This is a genomic window from Aliikangiella sp. G2MR2-5 (assembly GCF_015687155.1).
Classification (GTDB): domain Bacteria; phylum Pseudomonadota; class Gammaproteobacteria; order Enterobacterales; family Kangiellaceae; genus Aliikangiella.
Window position 1 is genome coordinate 522,053 of sequence record NZ_JADPQF010000003.1, and the last position, 23,412, is coordinate 545,464.

At 42.0% G+C, this 23,412-nt stretch carries 20 protein-coding genes; 15 read left to right on the forward strand and 5 right to left on the reverse strand.

What is annotated here, in order from left to right; all coding sequences use genetic code 11:
* Positions 1 to 26 precede the first annotated feature (26 nt).
* The 7 genes from IYN84_RS12670 to IYN84_RS12700 all read left to right on the forward strand — a co-directional run bounded on the left by IYN84_RS12670 (position 27) and on the right by IYN84_RS12700 (position 7,923).
* Positions 27 to 1,016: a DUF523 and DUF1722 domain-containing protein gene (locus IYN84_RS12670; protein WP_196139572.1), complete on the forward strand. Its 990-nt coding sequence runs from the start codon at positions 27 to 29 to the stop codon at positions 1,014 to 1,016.
* A gap of 44 nt (positions 1,017 to 1,060) precedes the next feature.
* Positions 1,061 to 2,527: a deoxyribodipyrimidine photo-lyase gene (locus tag IYN84_RS12675; RefSeq protein WP_196139573.1), complete on the forward strand. Its 1,467-nt coding sequence runs from the start codon at positions 1,061 to 1,063 to the stop codon at positions 2,525 to 2,527.
* A 409-nt stretch (positions 2,528 to 2,936) separates the two neighbouring features.
* Positions 2,937 to 5,204 carry a pre-peptidase C-terminal domain-containing protein gene (locus tag IYN84_RS12680; RefSeq protein ID WP_246722874.1) on the forward strand — a complete coding sequence of 756 codons (2,268 nt, stop codon included), beginning with the start codon at positions 2,937 to 2,939 and terminating at the stop codon, positions 5,202 to 5,204.
* A 191-nt stretch (positions 5,205 to 5,395) separates the two neighbouring features.
* A complete protein-coding gene (locus tag IYN84_RS12685) occupies positions 5,396 to 5,998 on the forward strand; it encodes a single-stranded DNA-binding protein (RefSeq protein ID WP_196139574.1) in 603 nt (200 codons plus the stop codon).
* A gap of 86 nt (positions 5,999 to 6,084) precedes the next feature.
* Complete coding sequence (locus tag IYN84_RS12690) at positions 6,085 to 6,375, forward strand: YciI family protein (protein WP_196139575.1); 291 nt, start codon at positions 6,085 to 6,087, stop codon at positions 6,373 to 6,375.
* A 296-nt stretch (positions 6,376 to 6,671) separates the two neighbouring features.
* Positions 6,672 to 7,307 (forward strand): LysE family translocator, encoded by a 636-nt coding sequence (locus IYN84_RS12695; protein WP_196139576.1) that lies wholly within the window; start codon positions 6,672 to 6,674, stop codon positions 7,305 to 7,307.
* 190 nt (positions 7,308 to 7,497) lie between these two features.
* The gene (locus tag IYN84_RS12700) at positions 7,498 to 7,923 is read left to right on the forward strand and encodes a hypothetical protein (RefSeq protein ID WP_196139577.1); all 426 of its coding nucleotides are present in this window, start codon (positions 7,498 to 7,500) and stop codon (positions 7,921 to 7,923) included.
* 114 nt (positions 7,924 to 8,037) lie between these two features.
* Here the strand turns inward: IYN84_RS12700 and IYN84_RS12705 are convergent, their stop codons facing one another.
* Together IYN84_RS12705 and IYN84_RS12710 are read right to left on the reverse strand one after the other, a co-directional pair.
* On the reverse strand, positions 8,038 to 8,397 hold the full coding sequence (locus IYN84_RS12705; RefSeq protein WP_371734881.1) for a LytR/AlgR family response regulator transcription factor: 360 nt from the start codon (positions 8,395 to 8,397) through the stop codon (positions 8,038 to 8,040).
* 229 nt (positions 8,398 to 8,626) lie between these two features.
* Positions 8,627 to 9,601: a transposase gene (locus IYN84_RS12710; protein ID WP_196139579.1), complete on the reverse strand. Its 975-nt coding sequence runs from the start codon at positions 9,599 to 9,601 to the stop codon at positions 8,627 to 8,629.
* 320 nt (positions 9,602 to 9,921) lie between these two features.
* On the opposite strand from IYN84_RS12710, the gene IYN84_RS12715 reads away from it, so the two are divergent.
* The gene (locus tag IYN84_RS12715; protein WP_196139580.1) at positions 9,922 to 10,374 is read left to right on the forward strand and encodes a hypothetical protein; all 453 of its coding nucleotides are present in this window, start codon (positions 9,922 to 9,924) and stop codon (positions 10,372 to 10,374) included.
* Between the two features lie 210 nt (positions 10,375 to 10,584).
* Here the strand turns inward: IYN84_RS12715 and IYN84_RS12720 are convergent, their stop codons facing one another.
* The 3 genes from IYN84_RS12720 to IYN84_RS12730 are packed head-to-tail and all read right to left on the reverse strand — an operon-like array spanning position 10,585 to position 13,057.
* Positions 10,585 to 11,796 carry a VWA domain-containing protein gene (locus tag IYN84_RS12720; RefSeq protein WP_196139581.1) on the reverse strand — a complete coding sequence of 404 codons (1,212 nt, stop codon included), beginning with the start codon at positions 11,794 to 11,796 and terminating at the stop codon, positions 10,585 to 10,587.
* Entirely contained in the window at positions 11,793 to 12,506 is a 714-nt protein-coding gene (locus IYN84_RS12725) for a hypothetical protein (protein ID WP_196139582.1), read from the reverse strand. Before IYN84_RS12725 ends, IYN84_RS12720 begins: the two co-directional genes overlap by 4 nt.
* Positions 12,503 to 13,057 (reverse strand): PspA/IM30 family protein, encoded by a 555-nt coding sequence (locus IYN84_RS12730; protein WP_196139583.1) that lies wholly within the window; start codon positions 13,055 to 13,057, stop codon positions 12,503 to 12,505. Before IYN84_RS12730 ends, IYN84_RS12725 begins: the two co-directional genes overlap by 4 nt.
* A 320-nt stretch (positions 13,058 to 13,377) precedes the next feature.
* Between IYN84_RS12730 and IYN84_RS12735 the strand changes: the two genes are divergently transcribed.
* From IYN84_RS12735 to IYN84_RS12765, 7 genes are all read left to right on the forward strand, one after another.
* Positions 13,378 to 14,085 carry a response regulator transcription factor gene (locus tag IYN84_RS12735; RefSeq protein WP_196139584.1) on the forward strand — a complete coding sequence of 236 codons (708 nt, stop codon included), beginning with the start codon at positions 13,378 to 13,380 and terminating at the stop codon, positions 14,083 to 14,085.
* Between the two features lie 50 nt (positions 14,086 to 14,135).
* Entirely contained in the window at positions 14,136 to 16,493 is a 2,358-nt protein-coding gene (locus tag IYN84_RS12740; protein WP_196139585.1) for a cell wall metabolism sensor histidine kinase WalK, read from the forward strand.
* Positions 16,494 to 16,554: 61 nt separating this feature from the next.
* A complete protein-coding gene (locus IYN84_RS12745) occupies positions 16,555 to 16,791 on the forward strand; it encodes a hypothetical protein (RefSeq protein WP_196139586.1) in 237 nt (78 codons plus the stop codon).
* A 147-nt stretch (positions 16,792 to 16,938) separates the two neighbouring features.
* Positions 16,939 to 18,036 carry a sensor histidine kinase gene (locus IYN84_RS12750; RefSeq protein ID WP_196139587.1) on the forward strand — a complete coding sequence of 366 codons (1,098 nt, stop codon included), beginning with the start codon at positions 16,939 to 16,941 and terminating at the stop codon, positions 18,034 to 18,036.
* A 32-nt stretch (positions 18,037 to 18,068) separates the two neighbouring features.
* Positions 18,069 to 18,893, forward strand: coding sequence for a LytTR family DNA-binding domain-containing protein (locus IYN84_RS12755; protein WP_196139588.1), 825 nt, complete (start codon positions 18,069 to 18,071; stop codon positions 18,891 to 18,893).
* A 225-nt stretch (positions 18,894 to 19,118) separates the two neighbouring features.
* Positions 19,119 to 22,271: an efflux RND transporter permease subunit gene (locus IYN84_RS12760; protein ID WP_196139589.1), complete on the forward strand. Its 3,153-nt coding sequence runs from the start codon at positions 19,119 to 19,121 to the stop codon at positions 22,269 to 22,271.
* A gap of 12 nt (positions 22,272 to 22,283) precedes the next feature.
* Entirely contained in the window at positions 22,284 to 23,390 is a 1,107-nt protein-coding gene (locus IYN84_RS12765; RefSeq protein ID WP_196139590.1) for an efflux RND transporter periplasmic adaptor subunit, read from the forward strand.
* Positions 23,391 to 23,412: the final 22 nt, after the last annotated feature.

Sequence of the window (23,412 nt, forward strand, 5' to 3'; positions counted from 1 at the left end):
TTGCAAATAAGGTCGATAAGCGCACTATGATCAAAGTTGGAATCAGCAGTTGTTTACTGGGCAACCCGGTTCGGTATGACGGCGGTCATCGAAACAACCGCTTTTGCAAGGAATCCTTGAGTCAGTTTTTTCAGTTTGTATCGCTTTGTCCTGAAGTGGGGATTGGCTTGCCTACGCCTAGAAAAACTATTCGCCTTGTTGGCGATGTGGATTCTCCCAGAGCCGTATTATCTGATGGTGGTGACGAAGATTTCACTACTGAGCTTCGTCAATTCGCAGAAAGCCACAAGAAAACATTGGAAAGTTTAAGTGGCTATATTTTATGCAAGGCTTCACCCAGCTGCGGTATGGAGCGCGTGAAAGTGTATAATGACTCTGGCCAGGCAGAAAAAAAAGGAATGGGGATTTTTGCCGCCAGGTTACAGACGTTGTTGCCACATTTACCTCTGGAAGAGGATGGACGCTTAAATGATCCGCTCATTCGGGATAGCTTTATCAAAAGAGTCTTTATCTATAATGAATGGAAATCATTGCAAGATAGTGGGAGAGACGATAGTGAAATTGGTAGTGAAAGTGGCAAAAATGGACAAGGACTGACTACTCGAAAACTCCACGAGTTTCATGCGCGCCACAAGTTTACTTTGTTAGCACATAATCAGCCAATTTATCGTAAAGTAGGACCTTTATTGGCATCGGTAAACAAACAGAATATTGATGCTATTAGTGAGGAATACATCACCTTGCTTATGTTGGGACTGAAAAAGGTGGCGACCCGAAAAAATAATACCAATGTGCTTATGCATTTACAGGGATATCTTAAAGATAAGTTAAGCGCCGAAGATAAAGCGGAATTAACTCAATGTATCCATGACTATCGAGACGGATTACAACCCATTCTCGGGGTTTTGACGTTACTAAAACATCATTTTAGGAAATTCCCGGAACCGTATATCGATAATCAGTCATTTTTAGCGCCTTATCCTAAGGATCTGGCTATTCGAGTCGATACCCACTAGGTTTTTGCTATTCGATTACAACTGCGCAACTGAGAATAACCCTTATGCATCTGGTATGGTTTCGAAACGATCTAAGAATCCAGGATAATCCTGCTTTATTTCGTGCGATAGAGGATGCCAGTAAAAATGCTGAACCTGTAATTGCCTGTTTTTGTATCTGTCGTTCACAATGGGAAGAGCACGGTATTGGTCACAATCAGCAAAGATTAATGATGCAGGCTCTGGCTAATCTGAATGAATCGCTCACCAGACTCAATATTCCACTGGTTCTTCTGAGTACTGATAATTTTGAGAATAGTAATAAGCAACTGGAGTCGATTGTTAGTTTGCTCAAAATCAGCCACCTCTATTTTAATATCGAGTATCCATGGAATGAACGGCAGCGAGACAAGCTGCTGGTTGAGCGACTGAAAAATCGTGATAGCAATCTTAATGTGCACAGAAGTGTTGCTGATTCTATTGTTGCCCCGTGGGAAGTGGTAAATGGCGAAGGCAAGGGATACAAAGTTTTTTCAGCCTTTGCGCGCAGCGCTAAAAACAAACTTGGTGAGTTTTTGCGTGAACCCTTGCCCAGTCCGAGAGCAATGCCTTCAGGTAACCTTAAGGTTGTAAATGGTATCTCGGAACAACTAACAAACAGTGTTCTTATCGAAGACGTATCAACCTGTTTGACAGAAGTGATCGGGAGCAGTGCTGCAGAGGAAAAGCTACCTCTACCTGATATTAGCGAAGCCAGTGTTAACAGCAAGCTTGAAGATTTTTGTCGGGATGAGATTAATCAATATCAGATAGACAGAGATTTTCCGTCTATCGAGGGGACTTCGAAGCTTTCCTGTGCACTCGCGCTTGGAACCATCTCTGCATTGCAGTGCTATCACCGGGCAGGAAAGGAATCTAGTGATTCAGCGAGCAAATGGATAGATGAGTTGCTTTGGCGAGATTTTTATCGAGCTGTCATGTGGCACTTTAGCGGAGTGAGCAAAGGGCGCGCCTTCAACCCGGTTGACAAAGCGCTTCAATGGAAAAATGATGTCCATCAAATTCAGGCATGGAAAAGCGGCAATACAGGAATTCCGATTATCGATGCAGCTATGCGTCAACTTAATACTACGGGTTGGATGCACAATCGGTTACGCATGATAGTTGCTTCATTTTTAACAAAAAATCTTTGGGTAGACTGGCGAATGGGTGAGGCTTACTTTGCCGAAAAACTTTTTGACTATGATTTTGCCAGCAATAACGGCGGCTGGCAGTGGTGTGCTTCAGTCGGTACCGATGCAGCCCCTTATTTTAGAGTTTTCAATCCGGCAAGCCAGCAAAAAAAGTTTGACCCTCAAGCTTTGTTTATCAAGCAGTGGCTACCTGAGCTAGCACCCTATGATGTCAGGACTATCCACAGTTTTGAAAAAACTGCGTTAGGCCGATACCCTCAGCCCATCGTTGATTTAAAGCAAACTCGAAAGGATGCCATTGAATTTTTCAAACAGGCGAAAGAGCTGGCGTCCTGTTAAAAAGCGCAACAATGTTTTGGAATAATCCAGATAAATTATCTGTTCGCGTACAACCAATCGAACAATTTTTGTTCGCTGCAATAAACCATTAGTTTGATTGTGACATTTTTATTTCAGTCCGCAATAAATTACCAAAAGTTATTATCTCAAGCTTCAATCGTTTTTATAAAGCTTAAGTAAATATTCTTTTTATTCAAATATTTAGCATCTTGATTTTATTGTCCAAGAATTGGAATTGGCAGCTGTCGATTGCCTATGTGAATATTACCAATTTCTAATAAACCTCCTATGCTAGCGTGAAATCATCTCCATCGAAAAATAACAATGAAAAATCACATTAACTTCAATGGAGAGATTGAGCAATCAAAGTATTGCTCAAATAATTCCAACAATAAATCCAGGAGGCTTTATGATTAAAACAATAACAAGGTCGAAAGTTAGATACAAAATCGACAAAAATGGGCAACAAAAATGGTTGTGCGGAGGAATGGCAACACTCGCTCTCGGTCTGAGCGGATTGGTTTATGCCCAGGAGCCCGCACAGTCATCAGCTGAAGATGTACTGGCAAAGATGACACCGCAGCTTGTCTCTTCTATTTCACACAAAGCCAAGCTTGACGCTTCGCAACAGCTAACGCCACAGATAGTTACGGTTGCTTCTCGAGTCAGCTTGTCTGCGTCATTATCTAACCAGTCTTCAGGCTCGCTTAATGGACAGTTCCTCAACAAGAGAAAAAAAGTTATCCGTAAAGATGGTGCAAGCTTTATCAAAGTCCATTTCAATAAATTTGACATCCCTGAAGGAAGCTATGTTGAAGTAAGAAGTGCTGATGGTTCTCAGGTTCACACCTATAGCAACGGTGATTCTGCATTGAGAACAAAAAATGCAGAATCGAACGATGACGGGGTTAATCGCTTTTCAGCATTATCCATTATCGGCGATACCGCGATTATCGAGTATTTTCCCGGCACCAGTGGTACTACTCCAGGCGGCAATAAACAGTACCGAATAGATATCGATCACATCATGCAGGGTTTCCCTGAAGAAGAAATCGAATTGATGATGCAAGCGAATACCTGGGACAATATTGATCCTCATTCCACTTGCGGTGTTAATGAAAGACGTGATGTACAGTGCTGGGCAAGCACGCATCCAACTGAGTTTGAGCGGACTCGTCCGGTTGCTCGTTTATTAATTAACGGATCGGGTCTATGTACCGCGTGGCGAGTTGGTAGCGACAATCACATGTTTACCAATAATCACTGTGTAGAAAGTCAATCTGAGTTAAGCAACACCGAAGTCTGGTTTAACTACCAACGTACTTCCTGTGGTGGCGGAAGCAATGAACCGACAACAATTGTTACCGGTGAAACCTTACTTGCCACGGACTATACACTCGATTACACGCTTTTCTCGGTTAATAATTTTTCCAATATCCAAAGCTTCGGTCACTTTGGTCTGGATGTGAGAGACGCAGTTGATCAAGAGCGAATTTACATTCCTCAGCATGGTTCGGGTAATCCAAAAGAGCTTTCTATCGAGAGCGATCAAAATACCGGCGGTGTTTGTCGAGTCGATGAAGTTCTTGCCAACGGCCGTGGAACCAATACTGATATTGGCTATATGTGTGACACTATCGGCGGTAGCTCTGGTTCACCAGTTTTGGCGGCTTCTTCTAACAATGTTATAGCACTTCATCACTTCGGTGGTTGTACTAACCAGGGGGTACGAATTAAAAATATCTGGCCTCAGGTTTCCAGTTATTTTGGCGGCGTAATTCCTGACGGCGATAATAATCCTCCAACGGGTGAGCCTACTGCTGGTTTTTCCTATAGTACAAATGAACTGACTGTCAGTTTTACCGATCAAAGTAGTGACTCAGACGGCAACATTACTGCCCGCTCCTGGAATTTTGGTGATGGCTCTTCTTCGACATCCACCAATCCAACTCATACCTACGCATCAGCGGGAAGCTATGATGTTACTTTGACGGTAACTGATAATGATGGTAATACCGACTCAACGATGCAAACTGTTCAAGTATCAGATGCGACTCAAGGAGAGTTAACTAAAGGCGTTCCTGTTACAGGACTATCTGGTTCTCAAGGTGATGAGGTTAATTTCTGGATTGATGTGCCTGCCAATGCATCTGGCTTAACATTTGATATTAGTGGCGGAAGTGGCGATGCCGATCTTTATGTGCGCTATGGCGCTGAGCCAACCACCAGTACTTACGACTGTCGCCCATACAAAAATGGTAACAGTGAAAACTGTACTTTTAACGCACCGCAGGCTGGACGCTATCATGTAATGATCCGTGCTTACAGTGCTTATTCTGGTGTTTCCTTGGTAGCAAACTATAGTGATGTAGTTGCAGGAGACAGTTTTGAAGACACCAATGTATCGGCAGCAAAAGGCGAGTGGAAACATTACACGCTAGAAGTTGCTGCTGGAGCGACTTCGCTGGATGCGGTGATTACTGGTGGTAGTGGTGATGCTGATCTTTACGTACGTTTTGGCTCTCAGCCAACAACAGGTAGCTACGATTGTCGTCCATACAAATGGGGTAACGAAGAAACCTGTAATGTGGCGAACCCTCAGGAAGGAACCTGGTATGTAAGCGTACGAGCTTATAATGCGTACTCAGGGTTAACAATCCGTGGAGAAGTACAATAAAACTAAACTGAGTATTTTATTTAGTCTACTCAATCTTTGCAGGAGCCTTTATTTAGGCTCCTTTTTTTATTTAAATAGAGTGGAAAAATTTTGTGAAACCTTATCTATCCTGGTAAGGATTGGTTTACTCGGGCCGAAAACCGAGTTAGATTATATGATATCTCTTTTTATAGTCATTCATAGAGTTCTTCATGTCCTATTTCCGTGCCGATGTTACCTTGTTCGCTCAGATGGTCGAAAAAGACTGCCTGCGCTATAGCACCGATAATCGCGCATCATTGCGAACCTTGTTTAAAGTCCCGGGAAAAGCCGAGCACCATCATTACCTGGTTGTGACTTTGTTTGATGAGCTGGCGGAAGATGTGAGCCGAATGGATTTGGCCGACAGCTGGTTTGAGGTCAAAGGCGAGCTGGTGGACAGAAGTCCGGAATTTTCCACTCATAAATTGCCCGAGTTATCGGTTAGGGCTTACCAGATCGAATCCATTCCAATTGCTTCATCAACTTTATTGAATGTAGAGGTCATTGGTCGCTTAACCCATGACCCGGAACATATTATCAAAGGCAATGATTTTGAATTTGCGCGCACTTCGGTTGCAGTGAATCGTAAAGAAAGAAAAGCCTGCTTTTTTAATATTTCGATTTTCAAGCCGCGCTTGATAAAAGAGGCTGAAGGCAAACTCAAAAAAGGGATTCAGGTTCTGATTTGTGGAGAGCTGACTTTCTTTGATAAAGGCGGTGATTCAAAAGTGCACACAGCGATTAAAATGAACCGGTTTTTGACTTTTAGTTAGGTTTACAAAAGCTCAGGACTATTCGGTTCAAATACAGTCGTCTTGAAAACCAATCAAATTTCGCTAAATAAAATTAAGGAAATCCTTTGTTTATCGTATCGTTAACCTATATCAAGCCACTTGAACAAGTGGATAAGTTTATCGCTGAACATATTGAATATTTAGATGAGCAGTACCGGTTAGGACATTTTCAATTGTCCGGGCGTAAGGTGCCGCGGACAGGTGGGGTTATTCTGGTTACCGCTGATTCTCGAGAGCAGCTAGATCAAATTTTGGCGCAGGATCCTTTTTATCGGGAAGAACTTGCCAGTTATGATGTGACTGAGGTGGTGCCTTCCAAAGCTTCTAAAGCGTTAGAAAGTTTAGTTGAGAGTTAGTCGTAGTTCTTTCTTTAAATTGAACTATTGAGTAGCTACTTCGATTTTCTAGTAGGTCAGTATTGTTATCAATGAGATTTACCAAAAAATAAGCGTTAATTGTCTGAAGAGTTTTGAGCATGAAAATCGCATTCATATTAAGTTGGAGCCTTTTTGTTATATGTGGCATTATCAGCTTAATGATGTGGCGAAAAAGTCACCTAACAAGTAATGGAAAAATGAAGTAATAAATATGCTCAATTTATTTTGGCTTTGACCGACCTTAAATAAATCCGAATTTACTAGAGGAGAAGTAAATGGATATAAACAACATTTTGGCTTTTATTGCGGTTGCCTCCTTACTGGTTATATCTCCCGGTCCTAATGGTTTTCTTATCACTAAAACTGTCCCTTTGTCCGGGCAAAAAGCGGGATTTGCTAACATTTGGGGCTTTGTCGCTGCGTTTTATGTGCATGGCACATTGTCCATCTTTGGTATTTCAGTACTCCTCGTTCAATCCGCTCAGGCGTTCTTTATATTTAAAATGTTGGGAGCAACCTATTTAATCTGGATAGGAATAAAAGCACTAATTAGCGCAGTCAAAGGTAACGTTTCCAGTGCTCTGGAATCACCTGGAAATACTAAGCCCATTACAATGAAAGCGGCTTTCGCGGAAGGATTTTTAACAAACGTGCTCAATCCAAAAGTATCCATGTTTTATTTGGCGGCCTTCCCTCATTTCATATCAGTTAATGAGAGTGCAATAAATGCTTATGCGTTGGTTACCGCTCACTCTATCGTTAATTTTGTATGGTTTTCCCTGATGGTGTTTATGCTGTCACGTATTAAAAATGCCACCAATAACGCTTCGTTTAAACGTTGGTTGAATTCTGTAACGGGTGTTGTATTTATTGTCTTTGGTTCTAAATTGGCGTTAATGAAAAACGGCTAGAAAACAAAGGCCTCGGAAGATTAAGTCGGGGTGTCTGATGATTAAATACAATAGCGTGAATACCTGGATATGAAAAAACTTTTATTCGTAACCATATTTTTTCTTACTTCTTACTTCTTACTTCTTACTTCTTACTTCTTACTTCTTACTTCTTACTTCTTGCTTAAATTACTCTAGTTATAGAAATCTGTTGCAGAAATATGACAATAAAGGAGTAATATTAGTAAGAGTTAATGATCCTACAGGCCTTAGAGCATCTCAGTTGGAAGTAGTCAATTTAAGTACAAATGAAAAAATTGTACTTACTGACGCTCTCATAAACTTAAATAGAAATAAGTTGCAATTGTTTAAGCTACCCGTTGGTCAATACAAATTAAGTAGGTATCGCTTCCACTCATATGCATCTCTAGATATTTCTAGTTCTGATTTTAGTTTCTACGTTAAAGAAAATGTAGTCAATTATGTAGGAGATTGGCACTTTGAGCAAAAGTGGAAAAATGCTCAGGCAAAATCTGTTAGTTATGAGGTTCGATATAGTGGCGAGACTTTACAAGAGTTTAGGTCACAGTACGAGCAATACTTAGATAGTTGGAAAGTAGAAAGTTTTATTGAATAACAAACTGTAAAAGGTACCGAACTTACGGGACTCGGTTTAACTACACTAATAAATCAGAAATGAATAAGATGAAAAGATTAAATCAGCCCCTCTGATTTATTGTTAATTTTCTTTTCAAGAAACCGCCGACCTAACACTCGGCATTAACCGCCGACTCACCGGTACTTGTTCATCATTACTCATAATTAAATTACCTCCACCGGCTTCGCTGATTAATGATTGAACTTGATCGAGATTAACCAGATAGGAACGATGAACTCGTAAAAAAGTACTCGGTAGTTCACTTTCCAGTTTTTTCAAACTGCCGCTAAAGAGCTTCATTTGTTTGTCTTTTAAATAAAGCTCAACGTAATCTCCTGAAGCCTTGCAGTAAAAGATATCCAATGTCGAAACTTTTTCCCGCTTACCACTGCTATTCAGAGTAAGCGCTTTTGGGGTTTGTTTCTGGCTGGACTGGGCAAGTTTATATTCCAGTTTGGCAACCTGCTTTTCTTCCTAGATTAAATCAGACACCCTGGTTTATAATATATAAGTGATTTTTGATTCCTGAAATTAACTTTTCGAACATAAAAAGTAAAGCCGCTATTCCATAAAGGTGAGAAAATAAAGAACGTTCCTAATTTGTTTGTTTGGTTGATATTAGACAGCGAAATTCCTGCCAAATAGATACTAACTGATAATAAATGAAAACTATTTTTAATAGCTAAGATTGATAGAGCAACTTTGCCTGACCCATTCCTTTAATCCAGTTTTTCTTAATGGCCTTGGCTTTTTCTCTAAGCTTCTCAATAGACCCCATCATCGTCGGCTGTCCCTGATTGAGCCTTTGAATTTGGTCGAGCCAATTGCTTTGTCGAAGATTTAAACGATGAAAGGTTGAAGTTACATGTGGAGGAATTGTTGCTTTATTGGGATGAACAATTGCTCTACCAGTCCATTCCACTAAAGCCAGATAATCATTCAGGTTAAACGAATAGAGCGATTCATCCGCTGATTGATTCACAGGAGTGAGCGCTTCATTCATTTGAATAACGGAAGTTCTTAGCTTATCAATTCGCTTTTTGATTGAAGTATGGAGAGAGGCTTCAAGTTCCTGAGTTATCCCTGCTCGAATTGGATTAAGGTCAACATAAGCCATACAGGCAAGTACCGAAGTTTCATCGAGTAACGGAATGGATTGATAACGGGATTCCCAGAAGCGACCTTTGATACAATCTTCCAAGTTGCTCTGCTTGGCCAAAGGCTCGTTCAGCCTTGTCATAAACCAGGAAAGCTTACCGAGTCGCTTTCGATATTTGGTAAGTTTAGTTTTATCCGCAATGATGGCTTGCTTCTTCAACTCTCGAAGTTTGTTGTTCTCGGGTTTATCCAGCCGCCCCGGATAAGCCAATAGCCAACGTTCAGCCACTTGCTCGTCCGTCCATGCTAAAGACGCCTTGGGGTCAATCTTCAATACCAGATGGTAATGATTGTCCATGACGGCATAAGCGTAGAGAGAAACGGCAAAGATATTAGATAACTCCAACATCCGTTTTTCCAGCCAAGCTTTTCGATGGTCATAGTTGTTTCCCGTTTCGGCATCTTCACCACATAAATATGCTCGCCGAACACAGCGGGAGATACAGTGATAAAATCCAGCTGAATCTTTGTCGACCAGATACTTTCTAGGTATAGGCATATTTTTTCTCATCCATGAGAAGTGATTTCCTGATGTTAGTCTACTTAAAAAACTAATGAGGACAATCAGTCACAGTAAATGACGCTTGTAGGAAATGGCCGATAATTAATGTAGGATATGGATTAAGTCGGGGTGTCTGATAATAGGTCGGGAAATGGCCGGTAATTAATGTAGGATATGGATTAAATCAGGGTGTCTGATAATAGGTCAAATCAGGGTGTCTGATAATAGGTCTAATAGGTCGTAATCTATTGAAATAAATTGATTATCATAATACTCCCAGACAGTTCTAAGTGTTTCAGGTGAAAGCATTAGATTCGATGAAAATAAAAAAACAAAGTTGGTATAGTGAATTTCTTGGTTACGAAATCGAAGTCAATTTAAGAGTTGATGAAGATGAATCTGCAGAAAAACTGGTGCAGTTACTCGCCTCTATCGAAGAATGGGATGTCAGTTTTTTTGGTAATTTAGAACCAATGCTATATTCATATTACAAAGAAACTCTTTTATGTTGTGGTGAAACCGAGCCAGTTATCGATTCTCAAGATAAAATATGGAAGTATGTGAGAGTAAGTGAACTGCAAATTTTTTCTCATCACTCAAGGAGCTACGTAATGGCATGTGGTAGTTGTGACTGGGAGGAGGAGCATGGTTTGGAAATAGATATCGATGAATTTGGCAAAGTGGTTTATGTTGGTTCATTTATAGGTAATGGATTTCGGGCTAATCCAGACAACCCTGAGTATGGTAACTTTGTACTGAGCCGCTCATAGAAATTAGGAAAATCTATTTTTACAAATTAAATCGAACATCCTGATTTACAATATACAAGTGGTTTTTGATTGCGAAAATCAACTTCTCCAAAGTGAAAAAGTAAGACGGTTATTCTTTGAAGGCGAGAAAATAGAGCCCTATGAACAGGTGTAAAGTATGAGACTTGTTCTAAGAAATTATAAGACCAAGTCTCAATCTTTCTAGCTTATTTAGTAATCATTTTCCTCATCATACTCCAGTCCTTTCTTTTCAGCCTGTTTCTTCAAAGTACTTAGTAACTTATCATCCAGACTTACCACATCTTTGGCCTGCTTTGCCTTTTGCTCCGCAATATATGCCTGACGCTTTTCTGAAAGGGCTTCCAGCTCTGCTTTAGCCTGTTTGCGTTCAGCGAGTTTCTTTTCTACCATTTCTTTCCGCATTATTCTGTTTCCTGTTACTCGAATAGCTTCAGGCAACTCGTCCTCGTCTATTTCATCGAGTTCAATTTCGTTGTTTTCCAGTGCTTGCAGCAAATCTTTTCCGGGGGCTGATGCCATTCCTGAATCACTTAAATTGAATTTAGCTCTACGCGCCTGTACCGATGCATCTGCTTCAGCATAAATCTTTTTGGAATGTCTTTTTCTGATTTTTGCCTTTGCTTGTTCTTCAGCACTGCCGTAATAAAGTCTGGTATCATCCAGGCGTCGTGAGGCCTCGGCAATTTGTTCGTCAAAAGGAGTTGAAACAGCAAAGGCTTCGCCCGTAGTATCGACCTTAAATGTGTCTCCTTGTCCCAGTGCTGCGATTTTTTGCCATTCGTTTTTCATTTGTCTGTCGCCACCAGCCTGAATAGTGTTAATAACAATACCTTTTTGCTGTGCTGCTTTTATGCTTTGATGATAAGGAATATCGTCGGCATAGTCGTGGTGACCAGGGGCATCTCCTACCAGAAAAACTGTTTTGTAGGCTGTAGGATCCTGGCTCCACTGAATTGCATGAACTGCTTTGTACAGTGCTTCATTAACTGACTCAGGACCATCTCCTCCACCCTGAGCTCGGAAGTCGAGAAGTTCAGCATAAACAGCATCCAGATCTGACGATAGAGGAATCACCTTGGTAATATACTCATCGCCTCTGTCTCGATAAGCAACGAGGCCAATACGAATTTCAGGTGCTGGTTGCGCTTGCGCCATGGTCGAAGCAATAGACCAGATTTTTTCTTTTGAAGCGTTAATCAGACCACTCATACTACCTGTGGTATCTAACGCAAAAACTAGCTCTACCACTGGGCGTTTAAAGGGTTTTACCATTTTCGGTTTTTCAATTTTGATCGACGGCAGCTGGTTTTTTTCAGGTAAGAGTTTTGCCTGACCGGAAACCGCAAGAACAGTCAATAGGGTAGAAGTCACTAGCAAGGTGGCAATGATAAAAGTTTTCATGATAATTCTCCGGGGATAATTTTATAAAAATGTTGTGCTTCTTTCAGATATTTCTGAGCTTTGTTATAGGCGTTTTCAAACTGCGTGCGGCTGTTGCTAAATTCTACGCCTGCAGCCGTTAGAGGCTCACGCTCAGGGACCTTCATTGAGATCCCGTTCTTTGCTCCTTGCTTTACTTTGAACGCAGCTGTTGCCTGAGGCAGGAAGACCAGAAAAGCTTGAACCAGAAAGAAACTCCAGAAAGAGAGCAACAAACTTTGTGATTCAGTAAACGCCCACATGGCTGCGACAAATCCAAGGGCGATAAAAGCGATATCGGCTAACGCATCAACGGTATTGCGATGGATGTAGAATGTCCGCGCCAGCCAGATGGCGATTAAATTACTGCCGATAATCACATCCAATGAACTGATTGAGAATAGCAAGAACAGCTGTGAAGTCGTCAGGAATAGAATCAGCGAAACTTTTCCAACTTTGAGGCGACTGGTTTTGAGGACAGAAACAAGATAAAACATGGTGACCAGGCTGATTGTCGCCTTTAGCGATTCTATCGGAATATAAAACAGGTTAAGCCCTTCAAACGCAACGAATGCAACAATAGAAAGCCCCAGCCCGAGCAATACAAAGCGAATAAAATTTTTCGGTTGCAGTAGGCGATTGATTGACTGAGAACCAGCAGAAGATGCTGATAGCATTGATTGGGTGATCATGATTTTTCTCCTGCTTGTCCAAACTGCTTTTGCGCGTGCAGAAAGGCGACTTCCACTTCATCCTGGGTGACTCCGAATGATTGACCCATTTCTGCTTCGGTGCTGTTGGCAATATCAAGAGCCTGAGCTTCAACCAGCTGATGGTAGGCAGTTTCAATTTCTTCAAGTTTTTGCTCGAAATTTTCCAGCATTTGCTCGCTGTTTGAGTGGGCTTCTTCTAATGCTTCCTGTCGTTCTTTAAGTCTTGTCAGCTGTTTTCCGGATATCAGCTTTTGTTTGAGGATATTTTTGGCAAGCTGCTCGTCCTTTTTTTCAAAACAAAGTTGCAAGCTTTCCTCTGAGTGTTTAATCGTTTTTTCCGCCGCCTTGATACTTTTTTTTGCTTGCTCGATCAAACTTTTGAAGTGGGTCAGTTTTTGCTTTTCACTAGCTATTGCTTCTTCCATTTCGCGAATAGATTGTTTGATGAGTGTCGTTGGATCTTCAACGGCATCGAGAACCGAGTGCATATCTGCGGTAATTAATCGCGTGAGTCGTTTAATCAGTGCCATATTCTTTCTCCTTGGTAATTGTTGAAACCGGGTCCCAGTCTGCTTCAGATATCAGTGGTATTCGGAGACTCCAGAAAACCCGTTGCTGATTCGATAATTATCAGTTTAAGAAAGTCACAGATAAGAAATAAGACATCAATAGGTAAACTCTTAAGCACAAAAGTTTACATAGAATTTACCTGTGGCTGGTGTAATATGCTGATATGATTAATTTAATGGCCTATTCTTGTTGAGGGGCTAGAAAGGTTTTAAATTGCGAGTAGCGAGTAGCGAGTAGCGAGTAGCGAGCTACCCAGGCTGGAATTGATTTGGGATGCTAAATGAGCCAACAAAATAAAATTTTAATCGTGGAAGACGAAGAAGCCATTCGAAGCGGATTGATCGATGTATTTGTCTATCATGGTTATCAGGTGGATTCGAGCGCTGACGGTCGGGAAGGGCTGGATAAGGTGCTCGCAGGGCAATATGATTTAATTCTGCTTGATGTGATGTTGCCTTCAATGAACGGCTTTGATATTTGCCAGGCAATCAGAGAAAAGGATAAAGCGCAGCCCATCATAATGCTCACAGCGAAAAATGCAGAGGAAGATGTCATTCAGGGCTTTTCTCTCGGCGCTGATGATTACGTCGCCAAGCCTTTTTCTGTCGCTCAGTTGGTGTTGAGGGTCAAGGCCGTATTACGAAGAACCGGCAAAACCGAAGAGGCCGTGCAAAACATCCGCTTATCAGCAGAAAGAGAAGTCGATTTAACTAATCTGAGCGTGACTGCCGGAAAAGAAAATATCGCCCTGACCAAACGGGAAGCGGAAGTTATTCAATATTTGTTCGTTAACCGGCAAAGACCCGTCTCCCGTGAAGAATTGCTGGAAAAAGTCTGGGGATATAGCAAAGAACTGGAGCTGGAAACACGAACAGTCGATATTCATATCGCCAAAATTCGTCGAAAGATTGAAGTTGATCCCAAAGAAGCCTGCTTTTTACTGACCATTAGAGGTGCAGGATATAAGCTGGTATGTGAAGTTCGTTAGCTTCTGTTGATGAGCTTTCTGTATTGTAGTTGAACGAGAAGAGAAGTTTTATGCCACTATTGGTGAACCGCCGAAGAAACTTGAAATGGCTTTTTTTGCTATTTTTTTTAGCGCTCGCCATCCCGTCGGTTATTCTTAGCTGGAAAGCTTTTGAGCAATTACGCTGGGAATCTTTGGTTCAATATCAGCAGGAAGCAGCAAGCTTAACTCAGCAAATCAATGAACGCCTGTCTGCTGCGATTGAAAAAGAAGAAAGTCGAGCAGACGCTGACTATCGCTTTTTCAGATTGTCCGGTGATCCTAAGCGGGGGTATTTTTTACCCTCCGAACTTTCCAAATATCCGGTTGAATCAGAGCTCCCAGGGGTTATCGGCTATTTTCAGGTTAATGCTGATGGTTCTTTTACTACACCTTTGCTTCCTGATGACGAAATAAAAGTTTCTCAATTCAGACTTACAGCTGACGAGCAAATAGTCAGGAAACAGCTGGCTCATCATATCAAAAGTGTGCTTCTGGAAAATCAACTGGTTACAGAACCCGCGCTGAACGCTGCCCTGACAAGTAGGACCAATCTGGAAGAAAACGAAATTATATATAAGCAACCTAATCGTCAAAGGAGCACGCACAGTAGTAGCAGAGGAGAAAATACTAACGCTCATATCAGGCAACGTATGAATGATGGCAGTGCTTCAACTGCTGCGAGCCCATCTCCTGGTACAGAACGAAAGCGCCATGAACTAGAAACTGATTTAAACGAGTCTTATGATAGTGGCGCAGATTCGACTATTGAGCAAATGACTGAGCAGCAAAAACTAACGGTAACAGGAAGCCGAATTAAAAGAGGGGAAGGTCAATCGAGTTCTGGTTCGCAGTTGAGTTCTGAATCAAATATTCAATCAAGTTCTGACTCTGCTTCTGACTTTGATTATCACTCGGGTGCTAAATCGGTTAATGAAAGTCAGGAAGCTTTTAGTCAGCTACAAATGCCTGAAGTACAGTCAAAAATATCGAAAGACCTAACTTCCAATATTCAGCTTAGCAAGCTCAAAGCAAAAAAAGCCGTCGTCGCAAAAGCAAAAGAAGAAAGAAAAGAGAAGACACAGCAAAGCCAGAAAAAACGAGTAGAGCAAACCTATATTCCCCAACCGTTACAGAGTTCAATTGGTGATACTTTGGCTGACTATGCGCCAACTGAAACTTCAGCCTCGGCAGAGATGGAGCGTGCTGAAGAGCAAGCTCAGATCAGGCTGTTTAGCAGTGAGATAGAAGCTTTTCGCTTCAGCTTATTGCGTAGCGGCCACCTGGTAGCCTATCGCCAGGTTTGGAGGCAAGGAGAAAGAGTCATTCAGGGGGCGCTAATTGAGTCAGAGGCTTTTCTTAAGGGAGCTATATTTGAACAGTGGGCTAACTCTGGACTAAGTAAATTGTCCTCTCTTCATATTGGTTATGCCGATAGTATTATGAAGAATTACATCGGCAAACAGGAAGTTTATGAAAACTTTTCCAGCCGCCGTAACCCGCTAAAAGGAAAGCAGCTCTTTTTCGCAAACCTGGAAGAACCTTTCAATCAGGTTTCACTTCTATTCACTATTAAAGATATGCCGCTCGGAGCAGGAGCAAGCTTTATTGCAATGGTTGCATTTAGTTTAATTAGTGTTCTGGTGATTGGTACGTTTTTACTCTATCGTTTAGCCATTCGACAGCTAAAACTTGCGCAACAACAGCAGGATTTTGTTTCATCCGTCAGTCACGAATTAAAAACTCCTTTAACCTCTATTCGAATGTACGGTGAAATTTTAAAGCAGGGCTGGATGGACGAAGCTAAGAAGCAGGAATATTACGACTATATATACAACGAATCGGAAAGATTATCACGCTTGATTGCCAATATTCTTCAACTATCCAAAGTCAATCGCGATGCTCTTAATCTGGATGTCAAAGCAGTAACAGTTTCAGAGTTAGTCAGTTTGATTCATTCGAAAATTGATCGACAAGTTGAGCAGAGCGAATTTACCGTTGAATTCAATGTCGATGATTCGGCAACCTCCATCAAATTGCTGGTCGAGCCTGACGCTTTTATTCAGGTAATGATTAATCTGGTCGATAACGCCATTAAATATGCGGCGAAAAGTGACAGTAAAACCATTATTATTGCCGTTAAAGAAAATGATAAAAATGTCGAGTTTTCCGTGCGAGACTTCGGGCCGGGAATTGCCAAAGGATACAGGAAAAAAATATTTGAGCCTTTTTATCGCGTGGGTAGTGAAATGACCCGGGAGTGCAAGGGAACGGGTATTGGTCTTGCTTTGGTTCGAGAATTGGTTACCGCGATGAACGCTAAAATCCAGGTTAAGAATCGTGAGCCGGGCGCTGAGTTTATTGTCAGCTTTGGCAAAATTGAAGAGTAGCTGTTTATCGCTAGTCTAAAATTTTTTGCCAAAGATCGGAAAACTCCAATATAATAACGTTATGAAATATGAAGTAATAAAAAAGTCCTGGTCCAAACGAAGGAAAGTGGACCAGTCGTTAGAAATAAAATCTATCTCCTTTCAGGACTTCCTTAAGCAACACAACCACTTTTGTCGAATGATAGTGACTTACTCGGATGGAAAAGTAGACTCCCTGCTATCACGCGTCGTATTTAATGAAATAAAGCAGCACTGGATCGTCGATGGTATGTCGGTTGCAGTACGACTAAAAGACTGATTCCTGCAAAGAATCCGTTAAACCGAAGTCTTCTTGCGATAACCCGTGTTTCGGCTTTGCTGCTTGTCACGTATACTAAGTGAAAAATGGCTCTATTGTGTTACCAGGTAGGCTAAACCATAACTCCTAATTGATTATTTTATACTTATGTCGTTTTTTAACCGTCTTTTACAAGCGCCTTATCAGTTTTATCTGCTCCATTTTTCGGGGTGGCTTGGCTATTATGTTATCGGCTACGTGGGGCTTTTTTATTGGGATAAGCCGGCCAACTACTATTGGACTCTGATCATAGGCACCTTGATTGGTTTTACCTTAAGTTTTGCTTTTCGGCCTGTCTACCGTCGTATCTGGGATACGAGCACCACGCGAAAAGTCATCACAGTCATCCTGGTATCCTATGTACTCAGCGCTTTGTGGGTGGTTCCGGATAATCTTATTTTCTGGGATATGCATAAGCATGGCTATCGTCCCAAATCCTATTTTGGCTATATCAGTGGTATATCTCACAAGTTTTACATTATGCTCACCTGGAGTTGTCTCTACTTTGGCATCAAGTTCTATGAAGGCATGCAGGACGCGACTCGCAGAGCGCTAAAAGCAACCGCGCTGGCGCACGAAGCCCAGTTGAAAATGCTGCGCTATCAGTTAAACCCTCATTTTCTCTTTAACACGTTAAATGCAATCTCGACACTGGTTCTGGAAAAAGAAGGGGATAGAGCCAATCAAATGGTTACTCGGCTTTCCAACTTTTTGCGATATTCATTGGATAATGACCCAATGCAGAAAGTCACTCTTGAGCAGGAAATTACTACATTGCAACTCTATCTGGACATTGAAAAAGTGAGATTTGAGGAGCGTCTGGAAACTCGGTTTAATGTGGAGCCGGAAGCGGCCAAAGCGTTGATTCCCAGTCTGATTTTACAGCCTCTGGTAGAAAATTCCATCAAGTATGCTATCGCCAAGTCTGAAAAAGGTGGAACGATTGAGATTGAGGCAAAAGTTTTTGCCGGTGAGCTTCTTCTGCAGCTGCAGGATAACGGGCCCGGTGTCGAGCTTATCGAAGGTGAGCTGCCAAAAGGAAGAGGAGTAGGCGTTAAGAACACTCGCGAGCGATTGCGAGAGCTCTATAACAGTAAACATTCATTTACACTACAAAATCTTGAGCCTTCCGGTTTACAGGTTAATATTAGAATACCTTATGAAGTTGCTGAAGAAAGTAACGCCACCGCTCAGGTGTTGTCGTGAACTCAGGTACAAGGATAAAGCCGGGGAATGGTATGAACTCAAATGAACCAAAGTCAAAGATCCGAACCATTATCGTTGATGATGAATCTCTTGCCCGGCGTGGGTTGAATATTCGTCTGGAGCAGTTTCCTGATATTGAGTTGATTGCTGAATGTAAAAACGGTCGCGAAGCATTAGAGTCCATCGAATCACTTTGTCCTGATCTGATTTTTCTCGACATTCAAATGCCGGGGATCGATGGATTTGAGGTGGTTAAGCGAATGCAGGCGGATCATATGCCATTGGTAGTATTTGTAACCGCATTTGACCAGTATGCGATTGATGCTTTCGAAGTTCACGCTGTTGATTATGTTCTAAAGCCGATAGAAAATGAGCGTTTGGCTACAGCAATCGAAAGAGTTCGCTCTCACCTTAAACAAAGTGATTCTGATAATCAGAAAAAGCGACTGATCGACTTAATCACCAATATTACCGGTCATACTCCTGCGAAAATAGATCAAATGCTGGAGACTGGCGAGTTTGAAGCACCCAAATATCCTGAAAAAATTGCTATTCACGATGGTGGGGAAACGACGCTTGTTGTCGCCTCTGATATCGACTGGGTAGAAGCTGCAGGTGACTATATGTGTATACATGCAAAAGAACAGGTGCATGTACTGCGCAGTACTATGAAAGCCCTTGAAAATAAGTTGAATCCGAGTAGTTTTCAACGAATACACCGCTCCACTATTGTCAACCTTAATAAAGTAGAAAAAGTTTGTTCGCATATCAATGGGGAGTATCATTTGATTCTCAGCGGTGGTGCTCGACTAAAAATGAGTCGCAGCTATCGAGACAAGATTAAGCATATTATCTAATCGTCATAAAACAATTTGACTATAATTTTTTTCTTTGAGCTATTGTGTACTAGCGATTTTGTCGGAGTAAAAGACCGGATAATCTGTACACCTTCTATCAAATATTTCAAAGTATTTCAGCGCTGCATTTCGACTCAAAATAAACTCAGTTAAACGCGAATTGGTTAACAATGTAATTTAGCCTGTTAGGCTTAAAGCATGAAACTTTAACTGAATCTGTTTGCGATGAAACTAATATCACATGCGCTTAATAATCCCGCTTCAGTCGCCGTTGCTGTGGCATTAATCCTTCTACTGGGTGTACTCAGTATTTTTAAGCTACCAGTTCAGCTATTTCCTGATATTGAGCGCCCAAGAATTGCCATACAAACACAGTGGCGAGCTGCGAGTCCAAAAGAAATTGAGTCAGAAATTGTAGAGCCTCAGGAACAGGTTCTAAGAGGTTTGGCCGGTATGACTCAGATGAATGCTTTCGCCAATGCTGGTAATGCTTTTATCAACCTGGAATTTGATGTCGAAACCGATATGGAGCAAACACTGATTGAAGTCATCAGCAGAATGACAAGATTACCGCCTCTTCCGCGAGATGCAACTCCTCCACAAATAATGCTTGGCGGTTTTGGTGGTGGAGCTCCTGCTCTCACTTTCTTTTTCTTGCAAGCGCTTCCCGGTAATGAAAAAGCGGTAGAAGAGTACGTTGATTTTGTAAACAATAGTGTCGTACCCCGGATTGAATCGATACCTGGGGTGGCCAGCGTACAAACCTTTAATCAAAACTTCAGGGAAGAACTACAGATTCGTTTTGACCCAGTGCGTGCCGCGCAATTGGGTATTCAAATTCCACGCTTGATCAATAGCATTAGTGGTACCAGAGATGTCTCTGGAGGGTTTGTAGATGTAGGGCGACGCCAATATACCTTACGATTCAAAGGGCAATATGAAGCCGAGCAGTTAAATGAAATGGTTTTAGAGAGTCGCAATGGTCGAAATATCAAACTAGGTGATATTGCCGACATTGCTATTGCTCGAAATGATGCTAATGCGATGGCTATTCAAAATGGTAATCCTGCTTTTTCAATGCGAATTAATAAATCAAATGGTGCCAATACATTGGCAACATTGAATTTGGTGAAAGCTGAAGTAGAAAAAATAAATCAGGAATTACTCGCTGATAAAAAGTTGACTATGGTTCAATCTTTTGATGCTTCAGTGTTTATTTACCGGGCAATAAATCTGGTCACCAGTAATCTATTTGTAGGTGTTATCTTATCTCTTTCTATTCTCTGGTACTTTGTTCGTCGTGCCCGCGCAACTTTCATTATTGCGACGGCGATTCCCATTTCGTTACTAACCACTTTTGTTACCTTGCAACTTCTGGGGCGTTCTCTCAATGTTATTTCACTCGCCGGTCTGGCGTTTGCAGTAGGCATGGTTCTGGATGCTGCAATTGTTGTTCTGGAAAACATATTAAGGCAAAAAGAAAATGGACTGGATGAAGAACAAAGTGCCAGTCGGGGGGCTAGTCAGGTATGGCCTGCACTACTGGCTTCGACAACTACTACGGCGGCCATATTTTTACCGGTGTATTTTATCAAAGATGTTGAAGGTCAATTGTTCGGGGATCTGGCGTTAACTATCGCTATTGCTGTATTTGTCAGTCTATTGGTTGCCGTTTTGCTTTTGCCGGTGCTGGCCAAAATGTATTTGCGAGACAAGCAGGTGATTGATCCTAATGCCGCTCTGTGGAATAGCATTACCCAAAAAGTTACCAGGCTAACTCGTTCGCATAAAAGAAGACTAGTTATTACTGCGAGTCTGATGATTTTACCTGTGGTAATTAGTTTGCTAGCATTTCCGAAAATGGATTATCTTCCCCCTGTTAAACGCGATGCGGTTGACGCCAATCTAAGGTTTCCACCGGGCGCAAGTATCGAAACAGTTGAAACAGAAATCGTCAAGCCAATTGTAGAGCGCTTAAAACCCTATATGGATGGCGTTAAAGAACCTGCGTTAAAGAACTACTATATTTTCACTGGTCCGTTTGGGGGGAACCTTGGTGTTAGAGCAAAAGATCAGTCCAGAGTCGATGAGCTACTGGCAATTGTAAGAAAAGAGATTCTAGTCGATTTACCGGATACCAGTGCCGTCGCTTACCAGGGAAATCTGTTTGGTGGCTTTAACGGATCGCGTTCAGTCCAGATTTTGCTGCAATCGGCGGATACCGATGCGCTTGCAAAAGTTGCAGAAGATGCTGAAAGTTGGGTGAGTGAAGCTATACCCGGTGCCAGCGTTGATATCAATCCCAGATTAGAAAATGCCGAGCCCGAGTTAAGGTTGATTCCTAAGGATCAGAATATTCTGGAGAATGGCTGGAGTCGCAGGGAAGTGGGGTCGCTGGTGAGAGCGATTGGAGATGGACTATATATTGGTGAGCACTTTGATGGCAATAAGCGACTTGATATTATTCTACGCGCCAAGAACTGGGATGACCCGGAAAGTCTTGCCAGCCTGCCTGTAGCAACCGGTAGCGGAGGAATAACACAGCTCGGAGAGTTAGTCGAAATTGAGCGAACCGTTGGTCCATCGCGTTTAAGCCGGGTCAATGGCCAGAGGACCGTGCGCCTTAATATCAGTCCGCCCCAGGGGTGGTCTCTGGAAGAAACAATTGAAACACTAAAGGAAAAAGTAACACCCCGATTGCGCAATGCAATGCCGGCTGATGGAGCCATTCAGTATGGAGGTAATGCCAGCCAGCTAAATAAGGCTATTGGTGTAATGGCTGAAAACTTTCTGTTTGCGCTAACTATTTTGTTTATGCTATTAGCCGCGCTTTTTCGCTCGATGAAAGATAGTTTATTGGTACTGGTAACGATTCCTCTGGCTACTGTAGGTGGAATTTTATCACTACGGCTTCTTAATCTTTTTGTTTTCCAGCCTCTGGATCTTTTGACCATGATTGGCTTTGTGATTCTGCTGGGACTTGTTGTCAACAATGCCATTTTGCTGGTGCATCAAACCAGGAGCGCGGAAAGAGAAGGCCTTTCTACCACAGAGGCGGTAACATCTGCTCTGAAGTTGCGACTACGTCCTATTTTTATGAGCACACTCACCAGCTTTTTTGGAATGCTACCTTTATTACTCATTCCCGGTGCTGGTAGTGTTATTTATCGTGGTCTGGCAGCCGTAATAGTCGGCGGCCTTGCGGTGAGTACGCTGTTTACTATTGTGTTGTTACCTTGCCTTCTGCAATTTAAGTGGAAGCATTTTAAAACCGATCAAATCGATACTTTTAATGCAAATGAATTGAAAAATTCCCGTTATGTAAAACAGTCTGCAAAAGCGTTAACCAGCGAAATTAGCGCTAGTAAAAACGCGTAAAAGGAGAAGTCAATGAAAGCTTTTAGTCAAAGTCGAAAATATTTAAACTCGATTTTAAGGTCATGCGGAATGGTGGTCACTTTATCCGTTACTGGTTCTGCGCTTGCTGCAGAGAATGAAAAAAGTGATGCGAAACTGGTCAGTCTGGAACAAATTAAGCAAGAGTCTGTGGCACCAAGTATCTGGGTGGCTGCAAATGTTATCAATCGATTGTCGGCAGAACTCGCTTCCGAGCAAAGTGGAAAGGTTAGCTGGATTCTGGATGTCGGCGATACGGTAAAGAAAGGCGATGCTGTCGCTAAACTCGATAGTCGCGAACTGATTTTACTACTACAGGAAAAGAAGGTACAGATTTCACGCCAATCAACACAGGTTGAGTACTTAAACAAGCAACACACCCGATTGCTTTCATTATTGAAGAAGAATAATACTTCCGCAATGGAGTTAGACAGAGTCCAGAGAGATCTGAATATCGCCAGGCAGGAGCTGGATGCACTTAAGTTGCAACTAAAAAGGCTGACACTGGATCAGGAACAAACAGTTATTCGTGCACCTTTTGAAGGCCAAATTAATCGAAGATTTTCGCAGATCGGAGAGTATGTTTCTCTAGGCTCTCCTCTTGTAGAGCTAGTTAACCCGAAGCAACTTGATATTAGTGTAGCCGCTCCCATAGAACTAGCTTCTTATATTAAGGAAAATGACAGGGTGCTGGTTAAGGCCGGGGAACAATTACACAATGCGAATATAAGAAACTGGTCGCCAACTGGTGATGTGCGTTCCAGAACCTTTACTATCAACATCGATGCGACCAGTCTGCCTGTTATGGGTGGGGCGGGTGTAACTGTTTCTTTACCAAAAGGAGAAAATTCAATTACGACACTGGTACCAAGAGATGCCTTGTTGTTGAGAGAAAAACAGGCCTATATTGTTACTGTTGATGACAATTTGACTGCCCAGAAAATTCCGGTTGAGATAGGCCATGGTGTCGCCGAATGGATTGGTGTTTATGGCGATATTGACATGACAAAACGAGTAGTGGTCCGAGGCGCAGAGAGCATCCAGAGTGGCGATAAAGTTCGTCTGAGCAATAACCCAATTAATGTTGCTGTTAATCATTAATTCGGCAAAGAATGCTCGTATT